21 protein-coding genes are annotated in these 18,806 nt (G+C 66.3%); 12 read left to right on the forward strand and 9 right to left on the reverse strand.

Annotation, left to right across the window (positions count from 1 at the left end):
* Positions 1–48: 48 nt before the first annotated feature.
* The 4 genes from greA to KIK15_RS08030 all read right to left on the reverse strand — a co-directional run bounded on the left by greA (position 49) and on the right by KIK15_RS08030 (position 2,718).
* Entirely contained in the window at positions 49–543 is a 495-nt protein-coding gene (gene greA, locus KIK15_RS08015) for a transcription elongation factor GreA (RefSeq protein ID WP_214243646.1), read from the reverse strand.
* Between the two features lie 164 nt (positions 544–707).
* Positions 708–1,502, reverse strand: coding sequence for a queuosine precursor transporter (locus KIK15_RS08020; RefSeq protein WP_214243647.1), 795 nt, complete (start codon positions 1,500–1,502; stop codon positions 708–710).
* Between the two features lie 26 nt (positions 1,503–1,528).
* Positions 1,529–2,179 (reverse strand): LppP/LprE family lipoprotein, encoded by a 651-nt coding sequence (locus tag KIK15_RS08025; protein ID WP_214243648.1) that lies wholly within the window; start codon positions 2,177–2,179, stop codon positions 1,529–1,531.
* 104 nt (positions 2,180–2,283) lie between these two features.
* Complete coding sequence (locus KIK15_RS08030; protein ID WP_214243649.1) at positions 2,284–2,718, reverse strand: DUF4307 domain-containing protein; 435 nt, start codon at positions 2,716–2,718, stop codon at positions 2,284–2,286.
* 103 nt (positions 2,719–2,821) lie between these two features.
* On the opposite strand from KIK15_RS08030, the gene mca reads away from it, so the two are divergent.
* Complete coding sequence (mca, locus tag KIK15_RS08035; RefSeq protein ID WP_250324389.1) at positions 2,822–3,706, forward strand: mycothiol conjugate amidase Mca; 885 nt, start codon at positions 2,822–2,824, stop codon at positions 3,704–3,706.
* A 5-nt stretch (positions 3,707–3,711) separates the two neighbouring features.
* The gene (locus tag KIK15_RS08040) at positions 3,712–3,978 is read left to right on the forward strand and encodes a hypothetical protein (protein WP_214243852.1); all 267 of its coding nucleotides are present in this window, start codon (positions 3,712–3,714) and stop codon (positions 3,976–3,978) included.
* Between the two features lie 87 nt (positions 3,979–4,065).
* On the opposite strand, the gene praA is transcribed toward KIK15_RS08040, so the two are convergent.
* Entirely contained in the window at positions 4,066–4,578 is a 513-nt protein-coding gene (gene praA / locus KIK15_RS08045; protein WP_214243651.1) for an alkane oxidation protein activator PraA, read from the reverse strand.
* Positions 4,579–4,990: 412 nt separating this feature from the next.
* Between praA and KIK15_RS08050 the strand changes: the two genes are divergently transcribed.
* Positions 4,991–6,124 carry a 3-deoxy-7-phosphoheptulonate synthase gene (locus KIK15_RS08050; protein ID WP_214243652.1) on the forward strand — a complete coding sequence of 378 codons (1,134 nt, stop codon included), beginning with the start codon at positions 4,991–4,993 and terminating at the stop codon, positions 6,122–6,124.
* Here KIK15_RS08050 and KIK15_RS08055 read toward each other — a convergent pair.
* Positions 6,085–6,771: a hemolysin III family protein gene (locus KIK15_RS08055; protein ID WP_214243653.1), complete on the reverse strand. Its 687-nt coding sequence runs from the start codon at positions 6,769–6,771 to the stop codon at positions 6,085–6,087. The two genes, KIK15_RS08050 and KIK15_RS08055, sit on opposite strands and share 40 nt — an antisense overlap.
* A 165-nt stretch (positions 6,772–6,936) precedes the next feature.
* On the opposite strand from KIK15_RS08055, the gene KIK15_RS08060 reads away from it, so the two are divergent.
* Entirely contained in the window at positions 6,937–7,737 is an 801-nt protein-coding gene (locus KIK15_RS08060) for an isoprenyl transferase (RefSeq protein ID WP_214243654.1), read from the forward strand.
* A gap of 3 nt (positions 7,738–7,740) precedes the next feature.
* Here KIK15_RS08060 and coaA read toward each other — a convergent pair whose 3' ends face one another.
* Positions 7,741–8,673 carry a type I pantothenate kinase gene (gene coaA / locus KIK15_RS08065; protein WP_214243655.1) on the reverse strand — a complete coding sequence of 311 codons (933 nt, stop codon included), beginning with the start codon at positions 8,671–8,673 and terminating at the stop codon, positions 7,741–7,743.
* Positions 8,674–8,792: 119 nt separating this feature from the next.
* Here coaA and KIK15_RS08070 point away from each other — a divergent pair, with 119 nt between their 5' ends.
* From KIK15_RS08070 to KIK15_RS08095, 7 genes are all read left to right on the forward strand, one after another.
* Positions 8,793–10,016, forward strand: coding sequence for a DUF885 domain-containing protein (locus KIK15_RS08070; protein WP_214243656.1), 1,224 nt, complete (start codon positions 8,793–8,795; stop codon positions 10,014–10,016).
* A 9-nt stretch (positions 10,017–10,025) separates the two neighbouring features.
* A complete protein-coding gene (glyA, locus tag KIK15_RS08075) occupies positions 10,026–11,336 on the forward strand; it encodes a serine hydroxymethyltransferase (protein ID WP_214243657.1) in 1,311 nt (436 codons plus the stop codon).
* Between the two features lie 75 nt (positions 11,337–11,411).
* Positions 11,412–12,245, forward strand: a complete 834-nt coding sequence (locus tag KIK15_RS08080; RefSeq protein ID WP_214243853.1) for an acyl-ACP desaturase — start codon at positions 11,412–11,414, stop codon at positions 12,243–12,245.
* Between the two features lie 220 nt (positions 12,246–12,465).
* A complete protein-coding gene (locus KIK15_RS08085) occupies positions 12,466–13,764 on the forward strand; it encodes a PhoH family protein (RefSeq protein ID WP_214243658.1) in 1,299 nt (432 codons plus the stop codon).
* Between the two features lie 231 nt (positions 13,765–13,995).
* A complete protein-coding gene (locus KIK15_RS08090) occupies positions 13,996–14,661 on the forward strand; it encodes a L,D-transpeptidase (protein ID WP_214243659.1) in 666 nt (221 codons plus the stop codon).
* 145 nt (positions 14,662–14,806) lie between these two features.
* Positions 14,807–14,935: a hypothetical protein gene (locus KIK15_RS18575; protein WP_284149962.1), complete on the forward strand. Its 129-nt coding sequence runs from the start codon at positions 14,807–14,809 to the stop codon at positions 14,933–14,935.
* Positions 14,936–14,969: 34 nt separating this feature from the next.
* The gene (locus KIK15_RS08095; RefSeq protein ID WP_214243660.1) at positions 14,970–15,596 is read left to right on the forward strand and encodes a hypothetical protein; all 627 of its coding nucleotides are present in this window, start codon (positions 14,970–14,972) and stop codon (positions 15,594–15,596) included.
* Positions 15,597–15,659: 63 nt separating this feature from the next.
* On the opposite strand, the gene KIK15_RS08100 is transcribed toward KIK15_RS08095, so the two are convergent.
* Both KIK15_RS08100 and glpX read right to left on the reverse strand, forming a co-directional pair.
* Positions 15,660–17,069 carry a class II fumarate hydratase gene (locus KIK15_RS08100; protein ID WP_214243661.1) on the reverse strand — a complete coding sequence of 470 codons (1,410 nt, stop codon included), beginning with the start codon at positions 17,067–17,069 and terminating at the stop codon, positions 15,660–15,662.
* Between the two features lie 25 nt (positions 17,070–17,094).
* The gene (gene glpX / locus KIK15_RS08105; protein ID WP_214243662.1) at positions 17,095–18,102 is read right to left on the reverse strand and encodes a class II fructose-bisphosphatase; all 1,008 of its coding nucleotides are present in this window, start codon (positions 18,100–18,102) and stop codon (positions 17,095–17,097) included.
* 101 nt (positions 18,103–18,203) lie between these two features.
* On the opposite strand from glpX, the gene KIK15_RS08110 reads away from it, so the two are divergent.
* Positions 18,204–18,788, forward strand: a complete 585-nt coding sequence (locus KIK15_RS08110) for a DUF4245 domain-containing protein (RefSeq protein WP_214243663.1) — start codon at positions 18,204–18,206, stop codon at positions 18,786–18,788.
* Positions 18,789–18,806 lie beyond the last annotated feature (18 nt).

The following is an 18,806-nucleotide window of genomic DNA, read 5'->3' on the forward strand; positions in this document are numbered from 1 at the left end:
GTCAACGGATCATTGACAGCGGGCCGCCTGGCCTGCGGTGATTGCCGCTCAGGAGTGATACGGCTCCGCGCTGACGAGGGTGACCTTGACGGTCGCCCCGCTGGGCACGGTGTACTCGCGGGTCTCGCCGACGGTCGCGTCGATCAGGGCGCTACCCAGCGGCGAGCTGGGGGAGTAGACCTCCAGCGAGCCGTCGTTGGCACCCTCCTCGCGGGTGGCGATGAGGAAGGTCTCGGTGTCGGACTTGTCGCCGTCGTAGTAGACCTTGACCACTGAACCGGGAAGGGCCACACCGGATTGCGTGGGTGCCTCGCCCACCTTGGCGGTGTTCAGCAGCTCCTGCAGCTGGCGGATACGCGCCTCCTGCTGGCCCTGCTCCTCACGCGCGGCGTGGTAGCCACCGTTCTCCTTGAGGTCTCCCTCTTCGCGACGCTCGTTGATCTCGGCGGCGATGACCGGGCGGTTGGCGATCAGCGAGTCGAGTTCTTCCTTGAGCCGGTCGTGGGACTCCTGGGTCAGCCACGTCACCTGGGTGTCGGTCATGGTGTCACTCCTTCGAAACTAGTGGTGCCCGCTCGCCGGGCCACGCCGCGCCGCCGACGACGGCGGGCACGTGCCTAAATGCAGCAACACGGCCCCAACGGGAGCCGTGTGTCGGTCAAGACTACCAGGTGGTGGGGTCGATGACCGAAATCTGTGCTGATAGGTCAGGGGTTTGTGGTCGTGGCGGCCAACGCTTCTTGGTACGAGGGTTCGGCACGTTTGAGGTACCGCACCACCGCGTAGGTGAGGGGCATGATCATCAGTTCCACCAACGTTTTCCAGACGAATCCGACCACCGTGTAGTTGATGAAGTCGCCGGCGGTGCTGATGCCCAGCGCGCTGGCTGCGATCGAGCAGAACACCAGGGTGTCGAAGAACTCACCGACCACGGTCGAACCCAGCAGACGAGCCCACAGGTGTCGCTCGCCGCTGTACTCCTTCATCTTCACCAGCACGAACGAGTTGAGGAACTCGCCGACGAGGTAGCCGGCCAAGCCGGCCAGCAAGAACTGTGGGACCACGCCGGCCACGGTCTTGAAGGCGTCCTGGCCGTCGTAGAAGTCCGCGGCAGGCAGATGGATGGTGAGCCAGAAGCAGGCCGAGGCCAGCAGCAGTACGGCGAACCCGCTGGCGATCACCCGGCGCATGGCGCGGAAGCCGTAGACCTCACTGATGACGTCGCCGAGGACGTAGGCCAGTGGAAACAGATAGAACGCACCGTCGGTGACCAGGCCGTCGAGCTTAATCGGACCCAGGTCAAGGTGCAGGGACGGGAAGAGCAGCACCCCTTTGGTGCCGGTGATGTTGCTGATGAGCATGACGCCGACGAACACGGCGACGAGCATCGGGAAGTAGGGGCTGGAGAGGGAGGCGAAGGCCGGTGCCGCCGGACGCGAGGTCCGCTGGGATCCCCCAGAGTGCGACACCGGCTGCCCAGACTGAGTTGTCGGAGAAACCATGGGGGCAGACTAGACCCGCACGCGCATCAGCATCTGTCGAAGGTGAGCTCGGTGGGCAGGGTGCCGACCATCACCACGCGAGATCCGTTCCAGCGGAAGGACACCGACGCGACACCGGTTCCGCCTGCGGTGCTCTCGCCCGGCTTGGAGTAGCGGTAGCGCACGTCGATGTGATCGGGTCCGGCTCCGGTCACCTGTTGGCCGGGCAGGTTGCATCTCACCCCGGTGCCCAGGAACTCCCCGGCCGAGTCGAAGATCATCAGCTGCCACGGCGACGAGCCGGTTCCCCGATCGGTGGCCAGCTCGACGTAGGAGATGGCGTTGCACGAGTTGAAGTTCGATCCCTCTGCAGTCCACCGGTAGGCGGGGCCGTCGGTGGGGATACGCGCGATGGCCGCGTTGATCACCGCGGTACTCAGTGGTCGTGGCCCACACGGGGTGGTGGTGAAGGTGCCTTCCGGGGCGCCGGCATCGGTTCCCCCGGTCGCAGGTCGCCCCGCAGACGCCTGGGCATCGGACGCCTGGGCATCGGGCGCCTGCGCGTCCGGGGTGATCGTGCGGGTGACCGTGCTGGTGGAGGTCGCGGTGGTGGCGGTGGATTCGTCGCCACATGCAGCCGTCCCCAGCGGTGCGACGACCAGGGCGAGCGTGGCGAGGAAAGCGGGGCGCGTGCGCATGAGGGAGCTCCTGTCGCGATGTGGACCAGACTCTGGTATCTCGCAGTACCGGACGTCGTCGTTAGCGCATCGAACGGGCAGTTATGAAATCGTGACCTCCGGGGTCAGTTCCCGACGGCCTTCAGGTACGCGGGCACGTTCTCGGTGCAGCCGAAGACCTCGGCGATGGCCGGCGGCTGGGAGGTGCGCACCTGCGATCGGACGCCTACCTGCGTGGAGTTGCTCGGTGGGATCAAGATCTCGCGGCGGCCGGTCTCCGAGCCGTCCTTGGATCGCGCCCGCAACACACATGCCACCGGGTTGGACGGGTCGCGGCGGGTGACGGTGAACTGGATGTCGATGGTGGAGTCGTCGAGGATCTCGTAGCCGGTCGCCTCACCCGACACCGGCGGATCGGCGAATCGGTCGTAGCCCAGCCACGCGATCCCGACCCCGGCCGCCACCACCACGACCGACAGGGCGATCACCCACCGACGTCGGCTATCGGCCGACTGTTCGGCGGGATATCGCCCAGGGGGGAGTGAGCCGCCGTTCGTCATGGCTCCATACCTATCATGGTGTCGACGAGGTGTGGCCCATCCGCAGGTAGCGAGGTGGCAGCACCGTGACGTGAGGATGTTAGTGGTGAGTGGCCTTCGGCTGATGGCGGTACATGCCCATCCCGACGACGAGTCGAGCAAGGGTGCGGCCACGATGGCCAAGTACGTCAAAGAGGGTCACGAGGTCCTGGTGGTCACCCTCACCGGTGGCGAGCGGGGCGACATCCTCAACCCTGCGATGGACGTTCCGGGTATCCGCGACCGTATCGGCGAGGTGCGCAAGGAGGAGATGGCGGCCGCGGCAGCCGCGCTGGGAGTGCGACAGACCTGGTTGGGATATGTCGATTCCGGTCTGCCCGAGGGTGATCCGCCGCCGCCGTTGCCGGAGGGCTGTTTCGCTTTGGTCCCGCTGGAGGAGTCCACCGAGGCGCTTGTCCGCGTGGTGCGTGAGTTCCGCCCGCACGTGATGATCACCTACGACGAGCACGGCGGATATCCCCATCCCGACCACATTCGCTGCCACGAGGTCTCGATGGCCGCGTTCGAGGCGTCCGGTGACCCCGACAGGTTCCCCGAAGCCGGTGCGCCATGGGAGGTTTCGAAGATCTACTACACCCACGGCTTCATCCGTGACCGGATGGTGCGGTTCTCCGACGAGTTCGAAAGGCACGGGCAGGAGAGCCCGTACAAGGAGTGGCTGGCCAAGTGGGATCCCAGCCGCGGCGACGTCATGGGGCGGGTGACCACGCAGATCACCTGCGGTGAGTACTTTCCGTTGCGCGACGAGGCGCTGCGCGCACACGCCACCCAGATCGACCCCAACGGTGTGTTCTTCGCGGTGCCGATGCAATGGCAACAGCGGTTGTGGCCCACCGAGGAGTTCGAGTTGGGCAAGACCAGGGTGAGCACTGCCATACCCGAGACCGATCTGTTCGCTGGGATCGTCGCCGACTCCGAGGACCCGACTACAGGCGGTGGTTCCCGATGACCTCGATGACTTATGTATTGGCCGACGTCATGGCCAAGGACGCCAACGGACCCGAGTTCGGCAAGGCCTCCCCGCTGGGGCTGCTGTTGGTGCTCCTGCTGCTGGTGGCGACGGTGTTCTTGATGCGGTCGATGAACAAGCATCTGCGCAAGCTGCCCACGTCGTTCTCGCGCGATGCCCCTGAGGCCGATCAGGCTGCCGATGAGGGCACCGATCGGGCCGGAGTGGTTCGTGAGCGCGACGACACCCCGCCCGGCGGCGGGATCGCTTGAGGCACAACCGGATATGAGCAACCCGGGCAACACACACGGCCCCGAGACCATCGTCGGTCTCGGGGCCGTGTGCGTTGCGCCGTGAGGTCAGCTCAGCGTGAACGCCGGGTTGGGGACCACCGACAGGCTGTTGATGGTGCAGTTGCCGGGTAGCGACTGGTTGGTGGAGGACAACGTGTTCGTCAGGTTGTCGAACGAGCCCGTCAGCGTGGCCGGACCGCAGGACTGACCGCTGATGGTGAAGCCGACGTTGCTCACTGTGCCCGACGTGGTGCTGGTGGGGGTCAGCGTCCACGGCAGTCCGGTCACCTGGGGCAGGTTGCACAGCGCGCTGGCGCCGGATGTGGTGGCGCTGGTGATCGACGCCGAGGCGCCATCGGCGGCCACCGTGCCGCTGAGGGTGATCGAGCAGTCCACCGGCGCACCGAACGATGCGGGCGAGGTGACGGTGATGGTGCCCGGTGCCGTGAACGGCACTCCGGCCGGGGAGATGGTCGCTGCGCCCGCAGGACCTGCTCCGACGGCAATGCCGGCGACCGCAGCTGCGGCGGCAACGACGGCACCGATGCGACGGGTGCGGATGGGAGATGAAACCTTCATTGGCTGTCCTCCGTGATCAAAGTGGGGCGTGCGGTGCTCCGAACACCCGAGAGCGAACCTAGAGTTACCCCGATCACAGAATGTGCACGATTGCACATCTCTGGGCGATTCCACAAAGGATGGCTAACGGTTTCGTAACACATGTGAAACGTTACCGACGGTATCGAAACGTGCCGTCGGGGTCGCCGGCCCACCTGCTATGGTCTGCGCCATGGGTAGGAACTCAGCCGGTCACAGCTGGCGCTTTATCGAGGCTCCGGGTGGAGCCGTCGATGAGCGTCTGACCTGAACGACGCCTGACCGCACCTCCCGGAGCCCGAGCAGCGACCGCCACGGTCGCTGCTTTTTTGTTGTCCAGGGCACCGGATGCAACCGTCATGCGCGTGCCCGTCGAGAGATTCGAAAGGCCGTCATGACCAGCACCGTCACCCCCACCACCGAACCCGCGCAGGACATCACCAATCGCCGCGTACAGGCGTTGCGCCGCCTGCCCTCGCCGGCTGACCTGCGCGTAGCACTACCGTTGACGCCCGATCGGGCGCGCCAGGTGCAGCGTGACCGCGACGAGATCGCCGACATCCTCGCCGGCCGCGACGACCGGCTGCTGGTGGTGGTCGGACCCTGCTCGGTACACGATCCGGTAGCGGCCCTGGACTATGCGCGGCGGCTGGCCGCGGCAACCGTCGGGCTGTCTGATCGCCTCAAGATCGTGCTGCGCGTCTACTTCGAGAAGCCGCGCACCACGGTCGGGTGGAAGGGTCTCATCAACGATCCCGGGATGGACGGCACCTACGACATCGAGCGCGGATTGCGCACGGCCCGTTCACTTCTGTTCGATGTGCTCGACGTGGGACTGCCGGTCGGGTGCGAGTTCCTGGAACCGACCAGTCCGCAGTACATCGCCGACGCCGTCGCGTGGGGCGCCATCGGGGCCCGCACCACCGAGTCGCAGGTGCATCGGCAGCTGGCCTCCGGGCTCTCGATGGCCGTCGGCTTCAAGAACGGCACCGACGGCGACGTGTCCGCGGCCGTGGACGGCGTGGTGGCCGCCGGTGCGCAACACGTCTTCTTCGGCGTCGACGACGCCGGGTCGGCGGCGGTGGTGCAGACCCGCGGCAACGGGGACTGTCACGTCATCCTGCGTGGTGGCCGTTGCGGCCCCAACCACGACGGCGACTCGGTGGCTGCGGCGACCGCGCAGCTGGCCCGCGCAGGTCTGCCGATGCGTCTGATGATCGACTGCTCACACGCCAACTCCGGCAAAGACGACCTGCGCCAGGCGCAGGTGGCACGCGAGGTCGCCGATCAGATCGCGGGCGGCACCACCGCGATCGCCGCGGTGATGTTGGAGAGCTTCCTAGTCGCCGGCGCCCAGTCGCCGAGCGCGCGGCCACTGGTCTACGGCCAGTCGGTCACCGATCGCTGCATGGACCTCGCGGTGACGGTGGAGGTACTGGCGGGGTTGGCCGAGGCGGTCGGGGTTCGCCGATCGGCGGCCCCACCGGTTCAGTTCGCGCCGAACACCACCAGCCACACGGCCACGTAATGCACCAACGCCGCCACCACGGTGGCGGCGTGGAAGAACTCGTGGTGGCCGAAGGTGGTGGGCCACGGGTTGGGCCAGCGGGTGGCGTAGAGGACTGCGCCCACGCTGTAGAACACGCCACCGACGGCCAGCAGCACGATCACGGCCACTCCGGTCTGGTGCAGCAGTGTGGGCAGCACGACGACGATGGTCCAGCCGAGGATCAGATACAGCGGCACCCCCACCCACCGAGGAGCCCGGGGCCAGGCCATCTTCAGGATCACCCCGGCCACCGCACCGCCCCAGACCACCGACAGCACAATCCATTTGGTCGGAGGGGGCAGTCCCAGCACGCAGAACGGGGTGTAGCTGCCGGCGATGAAGATGAAGATCATCGAGTGGTCGGCGCGTTTCATCCACATCCGTGCGGCCGGGCTGGTCCAGTGCACGCGGTGGTAGGTGGCGCTGACCCCGAACACCCCGACCACGGTGAGTGCGTAGATGGCGCATGCGGCCGCGGCGACCGGGCCGACCAGCGACCAGGACACTGCCACCAGGGTGATGCCGGCGAGCAGCGCCACCACCCCCGAATAGAGGTGGATCCATCCCCGCATGCGAGGCCGCAGATCGACGATCTCGGTCGACTCAGCGCTCTGGTCGAGAACCATGCGATACCTCCCAGGTTGCGGCCTTGTCACGACTCCTACCTACGGTAGCGTAGGTTTGCTGTTCCAATGTTTCGGATCGGTCACTGAGATCGGGGTAGTCTCTACCGACGAAGGGCCGCCGGCACGGGGTGGTCGAGCCGAGACGAATCTGTGAGGCCGGTTTTCGTGAAGGTGATTCCCAGCGGCATCCGTGGCCCGTTGTATCGGGTCTACGAGCGTCGGTTGGTGCAGCTCATGGACCCTGAGCGGATGCCGCGCCACATCGCGATCATCTGTGACGGCAACCGCCGATGGGCCCGTGAGGCGGGTTTCGAAGACGTCAGCCACGGCCATCGGGTGGGCGCGCAGCGTATCGCCGACATGCTGCGCTGGTGCACGGAGTTGTCCATCGAGACGGTGACCATCTACCTGCTGTCCACCGAGAATTTGCAGCGCGCATCTGATGAGCTCGAGGCGCTGATGGAGATCGTGCCCGACATCGTCGATGAGATCGCTGCGCCGGACGAGAACTGGCGGGTTCGTATCGTCGGCACCCTGGATCAGCTGCCGGTGCGCGTTGCGCGTCGACTCAAGACCGCCGAGGAACGCACCGTCAGCCGCAGCGGCATGCGGGTCAACGTCGCGGTCGGCTACGGCGGACGCCAAGAGATCGTGGACGCGGTGCGGTCGCTGCTGGTGGAGCGGGTGCCGGCACACATGGACACCGTCGACGCGGTCACCGTGGATCAGCTGGTCGAGTCGGTCACCGTCGAGGCCATCGATTCCCACCTCTACACCCGCGGCCAGCCCGATCCTGATCTGGTGATCCGCACCTCGGGTGAGCAACGGCTGTCGGGATTCTTGTTGTGGCAGAGCGCGTACTCGGAGATCTGGTTCACCGACGCGTACTGGCCGGAGTTCCGTCGAGTGGATTTCCTGCGGGCACTGCGCGACTACGCCGCACGCAGCCGCCGGTTCGGTCGTTGACGCTCAGATCTTGCGTAGCCGCACCCGATTGATCGAGTGGTCGGCGTCTTTGCGCAGCACCAAGGTGGCTCGGGGCCGGGTGGGCAGGATGTTCTGCTCGAGATTGGGCAGGTTGATGCCCTGCCACAGTTCGCGTGCCGCGGCCACGGCCTCGTTGTCACTCAGCGAGGCGTAGGCGTGAAAGTGTGAGTTCGGGTCGGCGAACGCGGTGGAGCGCATGGCGAGAAACCGCGACACATACCAGGTCTCGATGTCCTCGATACGTGCGTCGACGTAGACCGAGAAGTCGAACAGGTCCGAGACCATCAGCCGCGGTCCGGTCTGCAGCACGTTGAGACCCTCGAGGATCAGGATGTCGGGTTGACGGATGTGGTGGTGCTGGTCTTTGACGATGTCGTAGGTGAGATGCGAATAAACCGGCGCACTCACGTCCGCGGCGCCGGACTTGACCTCGGTCACAAAGCGCAGCAACGCCCGGCGATCGTATGACTCGGGAAATCCCTTGCGGTGCATCAACCCTCGCCGCTCCAACTCGGCGGTGGGATGCAAGAACCCGTCGGTGGTCACCAGGTCGACGCGTGGGTGTGACTCCCACCGCGACAGCAGTGCAGCCAACACGCGCGCGGTGGTCGACTTTCCCACCGCCACCGAGCCGGCCACGCCGATGACGAACGGGACCTGCCGGTCGGGCTGACTCTCGCCGAGGAAGGTGGAGGTGGCGGCGAACAAGCGTTGCCGGGCTGCCACCTGCAGGTGGATCAGACGCGAGAGCGGGAGGTAGACATCGGCCACCTCGGACAGGTCGATCTGTTCGCCCAGGCCGCGGTAGCTGCGCAGCTCCTCTTCACTCATCGCCAGCGGCACCGATTCGCGCAGCTGCCGCCACTGGGGTCGGTCGAGCTCGATGTACGGGCTCGGCTCGGTCACCCGTGCCATGGATGCTCGCGGTTGCGCCGCCACAGAGCGGCTCGTCGCATGGTCCCGGGTACGCGCGGCATGCCCTCAAGTGTCGCCAATGCCGTTGCGGATCGAAACTCGGGGGTGGTCCACGTAGCGTGGATCACGTGAACAGCGACGACCTCGTCACCGAATACCTGCGTGTCGGATTGGCCTTCGACCGGCTCGAAGAGGGTTTTGTCGACGCCTACACCGGCCCTGCCGAGCTGCGTGCACAGGTGGCCGCAGCGCCGGCCCCCGAGCCCGCGGAGCTGGTTGGGCGGGTGGTGGGGTTGCGTGGTGAGATCGAGTCCAGCGACCTGCCGCCGGCCCGTGGCGAGTTCGTGGCCGCACATCTGCGGGCGATGGAATGCTCGGCGCGTCGGTTCGCCGGTGAGCAGATCGGTTTCGTCGACGAGGTACGCCAGTATTTCGACGTCGACATCGCCCTCGGTGACCCCGAGACCTACCGGCAGGCGCATCTGCAGATGTCGGAAGCATTGGGTGGTTCCGGCGACCTGGCGCAGCGGCTGCACGCGCACCGAACTGCCGACCAGATCCCTGCCGAGCGGGTGGGTGACTGTGTGGCGGCGTTCAGCTCGGCGCTGCGGGAGCGGGTGCGCGAGATCTACCCGCTGCCCGACTCTGAGATCGTGGACTTCGAGGTGGTTTCGGACAAGCCGTGGTCGGGCTTCAACTACTACCTCGGCGACTATCGCTCGACGGTGGCCATCAACACCGATCTGCCGCAGTACATGTCGGCGTTGCCGCATCTGATCGCCCACGAGGCCTACCCCGGCCACCACACCGAGCACTGCCGCAAGGAGCAGTTGCTCGTCGGCGCCGGGCAACGCGAGCAGAGCATCTTCCTGGTGAACACGCCACAGTGTCTGATGGCCGAAGGACTGGCCGACCACGCGCTGGTCGCGGCCATGGGGCCGGATTGGACCCAGTGGGCGCAGGAGATCTACGCCGACCTCGGGCTGCGGTTCGACGGCGAGCGGGCCCTCCGGTTGGGCAAGGCGAGCGTAGGGCTGCAGTCGGTGCGGCAGGACGCGGCGCTGCTGATGCACGATCGGGGAGCCGACGCCGACACGGTGGTGGACTACCTCAGGACCTGGTCGTTGTCGCCGGAGAAGAACGCGCGCCAGGCCTTGCGATTCCTGTCCAGTCCGCTGTGGCGGGCCTACACCAGCACCTATGTGGAGGGGTATCGGCTGCTGCGGACGTGGTTGGACGCCGGCACCGACCCAGCCCGGCCGGACAGTCGGTTGCAGCGGTTCGGTCGGCTGCTCGACGAGCCGTTGACCCCGGCGGCGTTGCGGGCGGAATTGTCGCCCTAGACTGAGGTCATGACTCTGCATGACCTGACCACCGCGTCCCTGGCCGAAGTGGATCCCGACGTCGCCGCCGCGATGAACGGCGAACTGAGTCGACAGCGCGACACGCTGGAGATGATCGCCTCGGAGAACTTTGTGCCGCGCGCGATCCTGCAGGCTCAGGGCAGCGTGCTGACCAACAAGTACGCCGAGGGCTACCCGGGTCGCCGCTACTACGGCGGTTGCGAGTACGTCGACGTGATCGAGGACATCGCTCGCGACCGCGCCAAGGAGCTCTTCGGCGCCGAATTCGCCAACGTGCAACCACATTCGGGCGCCCAGGCCAACGCGGCTGTCCTGATGGCGTTGATGGAGCCCGGTGAGACGCTGCTGGGTCTCGACCTCGCTCACGGCGGCCACCTCACCCACGGCATGCGGCTGAACTTCTCGGGCAAGCTCTACGAGAACGTGTTCTACGGTGTCAGCGAAGCGGACTTCCGCATCGACATGGACCGGGTGCGCGAGATCGCCCTGGAGTCCAAGCCCAAGGTGATCGTCGCCGGCTGGTCGGCCTACCCGCGCACCCTCGACTTCCAGGCCTACCGCTCCATCGCCGACGAGGTGGGCGCGCATCTGTGGGTGGACATGGCGCACATCGCGGGATTGGTTGCGGCCAAAGTGCATCCGTCGCCGGTGCCCTATGCCGATGTGGTGTCGACCACCGTGCACAAGACCCTCGGTGGTCCCCGCTCGGGTCTGATCCTGGCCAAGCAGGAGTGGGCCAAGAAGCTCAACTCGGCAGTGTTCCCGGGCCAGCAGGGTGGACCGCTGATGCACGCGATCGCCGCCAAGGCCGTCACCTTCAAGATCGCCGCCAGCGACGAGTTCGTCGATCGGCAGCAGCGCACGCTGGAGGGCGCCAAGATCGTCGCCGAGCGGCTGATGGGATCGGATGTGGCCGGTGCCGGGATCTCGGTGCTGACCGGCGGCACCGACGTACACCTGGTCCTCGTCGACCTGCGGCACAGCGAGCTCGACGGCCAGCAGGCCGAGGATCTGCTGCATCAGGTGGGCATCACGGTCAACCGCAACGCGGTCCCCTTCGATCCTCGTCCGCCGATGGTCACCTCAGGCCTGCGGATCGGTACCCCGGCGCTGGCCACCCGAGGCTTCGGTGCCGCGCAGTTCGCCGAGGTGGGCGACATCATTGCAACCGCTCTCACCGCAGGTCAGAGCGCTGATGTGGCCACTCTTCGGGCGCGGGTGTCACAGCTGGCGTTGGACTTCCCGTTGTATGACGGTCTGGAAGAGTGGGGCATGCTCTCCACCCCCGTTCGTGCCTGATCGCCGAGATTTAGCAGTTCCGCTGCGGTTCTCTATGGTGATCAGGTGACCAACAACGCCCACGACGAGCTGATCATGGTGCTGGAGAAGGCGCTGCCCGAGATCGCCCTGGAACATGAGCAGGCGTACGTCGCGTGGAATCCGCATGACCTGGTCCCGTGGGACGAGGGCCGCAACTTCGGTTTCCTGGGTGGTACCGATTGGTCCCCGAAGGATTCCCACGTCGCGCCGCGGTTGCGTGCTGCCCTGCTCGCGTTGTTGCTGACCAAGGACAACCTGCCGTCGTTCCACCGGGTGCTGGCCATCCACTTCCCGCCGTTCTCGGAGTGGCGTGAGTTCGTCGGTCGCTGGACCGCCGAGGACAACCGCCATGCGATCGCACTACGCGATCACCTGGTGGTCACCCGACAGATCGATCCGCAGGTGGTCGAGGACCGGCGGATGCAGCATGTCACCCAGGGTTTTGCCCAGAACAGCACGGCCCGTACGTCTTTCGGGCCCGCTCGGGTGCTGGCGCTGATGGCGGTACACGAGTTGTTGAGCAACCAGTTCTGTGTTGCGTTGGCGGCGCTGGTGGACGACGAGCCGCTGCGTCAGATCTTGCTGCGCATCGCCGACGACGACGTGATCCAGGCGAACACGTTCATCGCGTTCCTCAACACCGGTCTCAACGCTCAGCCCGACGCCGTGGTCACCGAGATCGCCGCCGCCGTGGGCGACGCCGACCCGATCGGTGGGGACATCGCGGACTTCGAGGATGAGTACGCCCTGCTGGGCGATCTCTCCGGTGACGCCGCGATCGACGCTGCGGTGACCACGCTGGTCGACGGGTTGTCGCTGCGTTCCCTCGACGGTCTCGGTCCGCAGGCCGAGGCGGCACGTCAGGGCTTGCTCGCGCGTAGTCGCTGACTGCGTTACCAACTGTTCACGAACACGCGGCGTCGGTGAAAGCCCTACGGGCGGCCCCGCGCGTACGTTGGCGGTTGACGGGCTGCGGGGAAGTGGTCCGTTCGGGAGGTTCATTCGTGGTTTGGTCACATACCGCGAGGGGGCCGGCCCCGGTCCCAGTGCCGGCCCGGTCAGCTCGAGCAACGCCGCGCGGGTGCCGCGACGGCCGAGGAGCCTTGAAGTGACCACACGCACTTACGTCCTTGACACCTCTGTGCTGCTGTCCGACCCGTGGGCGGTGACGCGTTTCGCCGAACACCAGGTGGTCCTTCCGCTGGTGGTGATCAGCGAACTCGAAGGCAAACGCCACCATCATGAACTGGGATGGTTTGCGCGCGAGGCTCTTCGGATGCTCGACGACCTTCGGCTGGAACACGGTCGGCTGGATCTGCCGGTACCGATCGGAGACGAGGGCGGCACCGTCCAGGTGGAGCTCAACCACACCGACCCGGCTGTCCTGCCCTCGGGTTTTCGTACCGACACCAATGACTCGCGGATCTTGGCGTGTGCGTTGAATCTTCGAGCCGAGGGGCTCGATGTCACCCTGGTCTCCAAGGACACTCCGCTGCGCGTGAAGGCGGGTGCGGTGGGACTGTCGGCCGACGAGTACCACGCACAGGATGTGGTGGTGTCGGGCTGGTCGGGGATGGCCGAGGTGGACGTCGATTCCTCCGACATAGACCGATTGTTCGCCGATGGCGTCACTGATGTCGATGCCGCACGAGAGTTGCCGTGCCACACCGGCGTTCGGCTGCTGGGTGGATCATCGAGTGCCTTGGGGCGGGTGAGTGCAGGTAAGCAGGTGCAGTTGGTGCGCGGCGAGCGGGAGGCGTTCGGGCTGCGCGGCCGTTCGGCCGAGCAGCGGGTGGCGCTGGATCTGCTGCTCGACGAGAACGTGGGCATCGTTTCGCTGGGCGGCAAGGCGGGTACCGGCAAGTCGGCGCTGGCGTTGTGTGCGGGTCTGGAAGCGGTGCTGGAGCGTCGGACCCAGCGCAAGGTGGTGGTGTTTCGACCGTTGTATGCCGTTGGCGGACAACAACTCGGCTACTTGCCGGGCAGTGAGGCCGACAAGATGGGCCCGTGGGCTCAGGCCGTGTTCGACACGTTGGAGGGCTTGGCTTCGACGGAGGTGATCGAAGAGGTGTTGAGCCGCGGGATGCTGGAAGTGTTGCCGCTCACCCACATTCGGGGCCGTTCGTTGCATGACTCGTTCGTCATCGTGGACGAGGCCCAGTCGTTGGAGCGCAACGTGTTGCTGACGGTGTTGTCGCGCTTGGGTTCTGGCTCGCGTGTGGTGCTCACCCACGATGTGGCCCAGCGGGACAACCTGCGGGTGGGTCGGCACGACGGTGTGGCTGCGGTGATCGAGAAGCTGAAGGGTCACCCGCTGTTCGCGCACATCACCCTCACCCGCAGCGAGCGGTCGCCGATCGCGGCGCTGGTGACGGAGATGCTCGAGGAGTTCGCGCCGGGAGCGTAGCGAGCGGGCGAGGTCGGGGGCTGCGCCGGGAGCGTAGCGAGCGGGCGAGGTCGGGGCTGCGCCGGGAGCGTGGCGAGCCGGCTGGTGGTCGATCTGTGGTCACTTCGTGATGTGGCCGAGATCGATCGCCGGTCGGTTTGTCCGCATACTCTGATGGTGTCAGAGTTACGTATGTTGTCGATGTGGCGTGTGGGACTGGAACGCCGTGTGATGTTCCGCTCAGTGCTCGCCATGTCGGTCGCTGTCGCCGTCCTGTCGGGTGCCCTGGGGTTGGCACCTGCAGGCGCGGTGCCGGTGGCCACGCCACCTGATGCGTCTGGACCGCCGGGATTCCCCACTTCCACGCAGATGGTTGCCGTCATGGTGGACACGCAATCGGCCACGGTGGGCACGGTGACCGCGTGGCAGCGACGCAACGGTGTGTGGGTGGCGGTGATCGGGCCGGTGCCTGCACGGGTGGGCAGCGCCGGCATCGGTTTCCCCGCCGACAACGTCCCCCGGACTCCAGAGGGGACCTTCGCCCTCGATCAGGGATTCGGCCGGGAGCCGAACCCGGGCACCAAACTTCCGTATTTCCAGGCAGATCGGCAGGACTGGTGGGATGAGCTGCCCGGCTCGCCCACGTACAACACCCACGTCCGTCAGGTGAACAGCCCCGGTGGAGACAGCGAGAACCTGTACGACAGCGGCCCGGTGTACGACTACGCCATCAACATCGCTCACAACCCCGCGCGCCGCGCGGGATACGCCTCGGGGATCTTCTTGCACGTCACCGACGGAAACCCGACGCTGGGCTGCGTGGCGGTGGACAAGGCGACGATGATCGCGATCCTGCGATGGATAGACCCCGACGCCGATCCGGTGATCACGATCGGGTTGGCCTCTGTCCGAGCGTGAGTCGGCGGCGGCGTATGGGTTCACCGGGGGGCGTTGGCGCGTGTGCTGCGAGCCACCTATCCAGCCATCAAGCGCGCGTCGCCGGGCAGCACGGTCATCGCCACCGGTCTGAGCCGCATCGTCGGATCGGACTTATGCCGGTCCGGTGTTCATCTACAGCATTCGCGACCTGTCGGCTGATCCGCGCACGTTGAACAACCGGGAGACTCGCTTCGGTGCGTTGCTGACCTACGATTACAAGCTGAAGCCGGCCTTCTTCCTGCTCAAGCGGTAGGGGGTTTCGGGCGTCGATCGATCGAAAGGCGACTGTGTATCCGCAGCAACCAGACCCTCAGCAGCCGTATGCGCAGCCGCAGTACGCCCAGCAGCCGTATCCCTTGCAGCAGTACCCGCAGGCGTCGTATCCGCAGCAGCCGTATCCCCAGGCGCAGCCGGCCTACGGGCCGCCGGTGCACTATCGGTGGGTGGCTGGTCCCGGTGACGCCGGGCGGTTGGCGCGCGACACCTTCGTGGCGTGGACGACAGAGCCGCTGGCCCTGATCTTCGATGCCATCGCGGTGGTCGTGGTGCTCGGGTTGGTGCTGCTCAACGTCGCTGACGGTGATGGCGGCGCGGGCGCGTTGAAGCCGATCGTCGGATGGGGCGTGATCTTCGCGCTTCTCTTCGGGATTCGTTTCCTGTCGCTGCGGTTCAAGTACGGTAAGGTCGCCGCGCCCGGCGCTTCGTGGACGTTGGGTTTCACCCCGAACTCGGTGGTGATCACCAGCCCGCACGGGATTCAGAACATCCACTTCGCGCTGATCAAGCCGCCCAAGCGCGTCGGCCAGAGCTTCTACCTACCCAACCGCTCGATCGGAGCAACCGGCATCACGCTGCCCGGTGGTCTGTTGCCTCCCGACGCACTGAACCACCTGCAGCGCAGCGCCACCGGCTGATCCGACCCGTGAGCGTTTTTGGAGGGTAGGCCCTCCAAAAACGCTCACGGGCGCGGAGCGCACCTATCGCTGGTGGTCCAGGTTGGCCATCTTCAGCACGTCGAGGCGCGTGTCGAGTTCGGCTTCGGAGAGGGTGTCGCCGATGAGACCGCGATCGATCACGGTCTGGCGAATCGTCTTGCCTTCCTTCAACGCCTGCTTGGCCACCGCTGCGGCCTCCTCGTAGCCGATGGCCGAGTTGAGCGGGGTGACGATCGACGGTGAGCTCTCGGCCAAGGTCTTGAGGTGTTCGGTGTTGGCTTCCAGGCCCACGATGCACTTGTCGGCGAACAGCCGCGACACGTTGGCCAGCAGCTTCAGCGACTCCAACACGTTGCGGGCCATCATCGGGATGTAGACGTTGAGCTCGAAGGCGCCGTTGCCGCCGCCCCAGGTGACTGCGGCATCGTTGCCGATGACCTGCGCGGCCACCTGCGTGACCGCCTCGGGCAGAACAGGATTGACTTTGCCGGGCATGATCGAGCTGCCGGGCTGCAGGTCGGGTAGACGGATCTCACCGAGACCGGTCAGCGGACCCGAACCCATCCAGCGCACGTCGTTGGCGATCTTGGTCAGCGATACCGCGACGGTCTTGAGGACACCCGACAACTCGACCAGACCATCACGTGCGGCCTGGGCCTCGAAGTTGTCCTTGGCCAGGCTCAGGTGCTCGACACCGGTGCGTGACACCAGATCTGCGACCACCTTGGTGCCGAAACCGGCCGGCGCGTTGAGTCCGGTGCCCACCGCGGTGCCACCGATGGGTAGCTCACCCACGCGCACCAGCGATGCCTGCACCCGCTCGATACCGGCCTCCACCTGGCGGGCGTACCCGCCGAACTCCTGACCCAGGGTGACCGGCACCGCGTCCATCAGATGGGTGCGCCCGGACTTGACCACCTCACGCCACTGCGAAGCCTTGTCGGTGAGTGCGGAGTGCAGGTGCTGCAGTGCCGGGATCAGGTCTGTGGCAGCGGCTTCGGTGGCCGCGACGTGGGTGGCGGTGGGGAAGGTGTCGTTGGACGACTGGGACATGTTGACGTGGTCGTTGGGGTGCACCTCCACCCCGCCCGCCTTGGCGATGGATGCGATCACCTCGTTGGTGTTCATGTTCGAGCTGGTGCCCGAACCGGTCTGGAACACGTCGATGGGGAACTGGTCGTCGTGGGCGCCGTCGGCGATCTCGGTGGCCGCGGCGATGATCGCGTTGGCCTTCTCGGCATCCAGCAGTCCGAGGTCAAGGTTCACCTGTGCGCACGCCGCTTTCAGCAGGCCCATCGCACGGATCTGGGTGCGCTCCAACGGTCGGTGCGAGATGGGGAAGTTCTCTACCGCACGCTGAGTCTGTGCACGCCACAGGGCGTTGATGGGCACGCGGACCTCGCCCATGGTGTCGTGTTCGATCCGGTACTCGGAAGTGGCATCGTTGCTCATGGACGTCAGCCTATCGACGGCGCGGTCAGACGCCGAAGTCGATGGAGGCGAACTCGCGCAGCTTGGCCAGCTGATGCACGGCCTCGATGCGGCGGATGGTGCCCGACTTCGACCGCATCACCAGCGACCGGGTGGTGGCCCCCGTGGGGCGGTAGGTCACCCCGCGCAGCATGTCGCCATTGGTCACCCCGGTGGCACAGAAGAACATGTTCTCGCCGCTGACCAGGTCCTCGGTGGTGAGCACCCGGCCCAGGTCGTGCCCGGCGTCGACGGCCTTCTGCCGCTCGGCGTCATCACGCGGCCACAGCCGTCCCTGGATCTCTCCGCCCATGCACTTCATCGAGACCGCGGTGATGATCCCTTCGGGCGTGCCGCCGATGCCCATCAACATGTCGATGGTGCTGTAGTCGCCCGCTGCGGCCACCGCGCCGGCCACGTCACCGTCGGAGATCAGCCGCACCTTGGCGCCGGCGTCGCGCACCTGCGCGATGAGATCGGCATGCCGCGGTCGGTCGAGGATGACCACGCTGGTGTCACCGACCTCGATGCCCTTGGCCTTGGCCACCGACCGCACATTCCACTCCACCGACTGGGTGATGTCGATGGCGCCGCGAGCCTCGGGGCCCACGGCGATCTTCTCCATGTAGAACACCGCCGACGGGTCGAACATGGTGCCCCGCTCGGACACCGCGATCACCGCGATGGAGTTGGGGCGGCCCTCGGCCATCAGCGTGGTGCCGTCGATCGGGTCGACGGCCACATCCACCTCAGGCCCCTCGCCGTTGCCCACTTCTTCGCCGTTGTAGAGCATGGGGGCTTCGTCTTTCTCGCCCTCACCGATCACCACCACTCCGCGCATCGACACCGTCGAGAGCAACTCCCGCATGGCGTCCACGGCGGCCTGGTCGCCACCCTTCTTGTCGCCGCGGCCCACCCACCGGCCGGCCGCCAGCGCCGCTGCCTCGGTGACGCGCACCAGTTCCATCGCCAGGTTTCGGTCCGGCGCCTGGGGTGTGCGGGTGGAATCGGACATCGGGGCCTCCTGGGATGTGGGGTTGTGGGGCAGATCACCAGCTAGAAGCCCCACCAGGTATCGCGAACCATCCTGTCATGCGCAGGGTGGATACTGGACGGGTGGCTGCCAAACCCCGCATTCTCACCGATCACAAAGACATGATCTGGTCCTTGATCCCGCTGCTGGTGATCTGCGTGATCATCGCGGCGGTGTCTGGCAACTGCGCAGTGGGTTTGTCCGGCAAGGCCGACGAAGACCGCACACCCGCCTACGACATCCGCGCCGGGCTCACCGCCGACGCCTCGACCATCGGCTTCCCGATCCGGCTCCCCGAGATTCCCGCGGGGTGGAAGCCGAACTCGGGCAGCCGTAAACCCGTTGACAACACGGTGGTCAGCAACAGCGGCTTCATCACCAACAACGGTGTCTACATTCAGTACTCGCAGACCAACGCCCCCGAGGACTCGCTGGTGGGACTGCTGAGCACCGATCAAGCGGTGGGCAAGGGGACCGTGAACGTGGGCGGCCGTCAATGGGTGCAGTACTCCGACGGCAGCAAGCGCCAGATCTGGGTGGCCAACTTCGGTGACGTCCGAATCGGGTTGTCCGGCAGGGCCGGTGACGACGATTTCCGAACCCTGGCCGCCGCCGCTGCAGCGGCCCCGGTCGTCAAGGCGAACTCGCTGCCGCGCCCCAGCGGCTAGACGCGGTAGCGGATTTCT

This window comes from Williamsia sp. CHRR-6 (assembly GCF_018474015.1).
In the GTDB taxonomy this organism is placed as follows: domain Bacteria; phylum Actinomycetota; class Actinomycetes; order Mycobacteriales; family Mycobacteriaceae; genus Williamsia_A.

Excerpts from the sequence above, each read along its gene's own strand:
- KIK15_RS08080 (WP_214243853.1), top strand. The coding sequence starts at position 11,412 with ATGGTGCTGGAGAAGGCGCTGCCCGAGATCGCCCTGGAACATGAGCAG.
- KIK15_RS08040 (WP_214243852.1), top strand. The coding sequence starts at position 3,712 with ATGACTTATGTATTGGCCGACGTCATGGCCAAGGACGCCAACGGACCC.
- coaA (WP_214243655.1), bottom strand. The coding sequence starts at position 8,673 with ATGGCACGGGTGACCGAGCCGAGCCCGTACATCGAGCTCGACCGACCC.
- KIK15_RS08025 (WP_214243648.1), bottom strand. The coding sequence starts at position 2,179 with ATGCGCACGCGCCCCGCTTTCCTCGCCACGCTCGCCCTGGTCGTCGCA.
- praA (WP_214243651.1), bottom strand. The coding sequence starts at position 4,578 with ATGAAGGTTTCATCTCCCATCCGCACCCGTCGCATCGGTGCCGTCGTT.
- KIK15_RS08055 (WP_214243653.1), bottom strand. The coding sequence starts at position 6,771 with ATGGTTCTCGACCAGAGCGCTGAGTCGACCGAGATCGTCGATCTGCGG.
- KIK15_RS08090 (WP_214243659.1), top strand. The coding sequence starts at position 13,996 with ATGTCGGTCGCTGTCGCCGTCCTGTCGGGTGCCCTGGGGTTGGCACCT.
- greA (WP_214243646.1), bottom strand. The coding sequence starts at position 543 with ATGACCGACACCCAGGTGACGTGGCTGACCCAGGAGTCCCACGACCGG.
- glpX (WP_214243662.1), bottom strand. The coding sequence starts at position 18,102 with ATGTCCGATTCCACCCGCACACCCCAGGCGCCGGACCGAAACCTGGCG.
- mca (WP_250324389.1), top strand. The coding sequence starts at position 2,822 with ATGGCGGTACATGCCCATCCCGACGACGAGTCGAGCAAGGGTGCGGCC.
- KIK15_RS08100 (WP_214243661.1), bottom strand. The coding sequence starts at position 17,069 with ATGAGCAACGATGCCACTTCCGAGTACCGGATCGAACACGACACCATG.
- KIK15_RS08050 (WP_214243652.1), top strand. The coding sequence starts at position 4,991 with ATGACCAGCACCGTCACCCCCACCACCGAACCCGCGCAGGACATCACC.
- KIK15_RS08030 (WP_214243649.1), bottom strand. The coding sequence starts at position 2,718 with ATGACGAACGGCGGCTCACTCCCCCCTGGGCGATATCCCGCCGAACAG.
- KIK15_RS08020 (WP_214243647.1), bottom strand. The coding sequence starts at position 1,502 with ATGGTTTCTCCGACAACTCAGTCTGGGCAGCCGGTGTCGCACTCTGGG.
- glyA (WP_214243657.1), top strand. The coding sequence starts at position 10,026 with ATGACTCTGCATGACCTGACCACCGCGTCCCTGGCCGAAGTGGATCCC.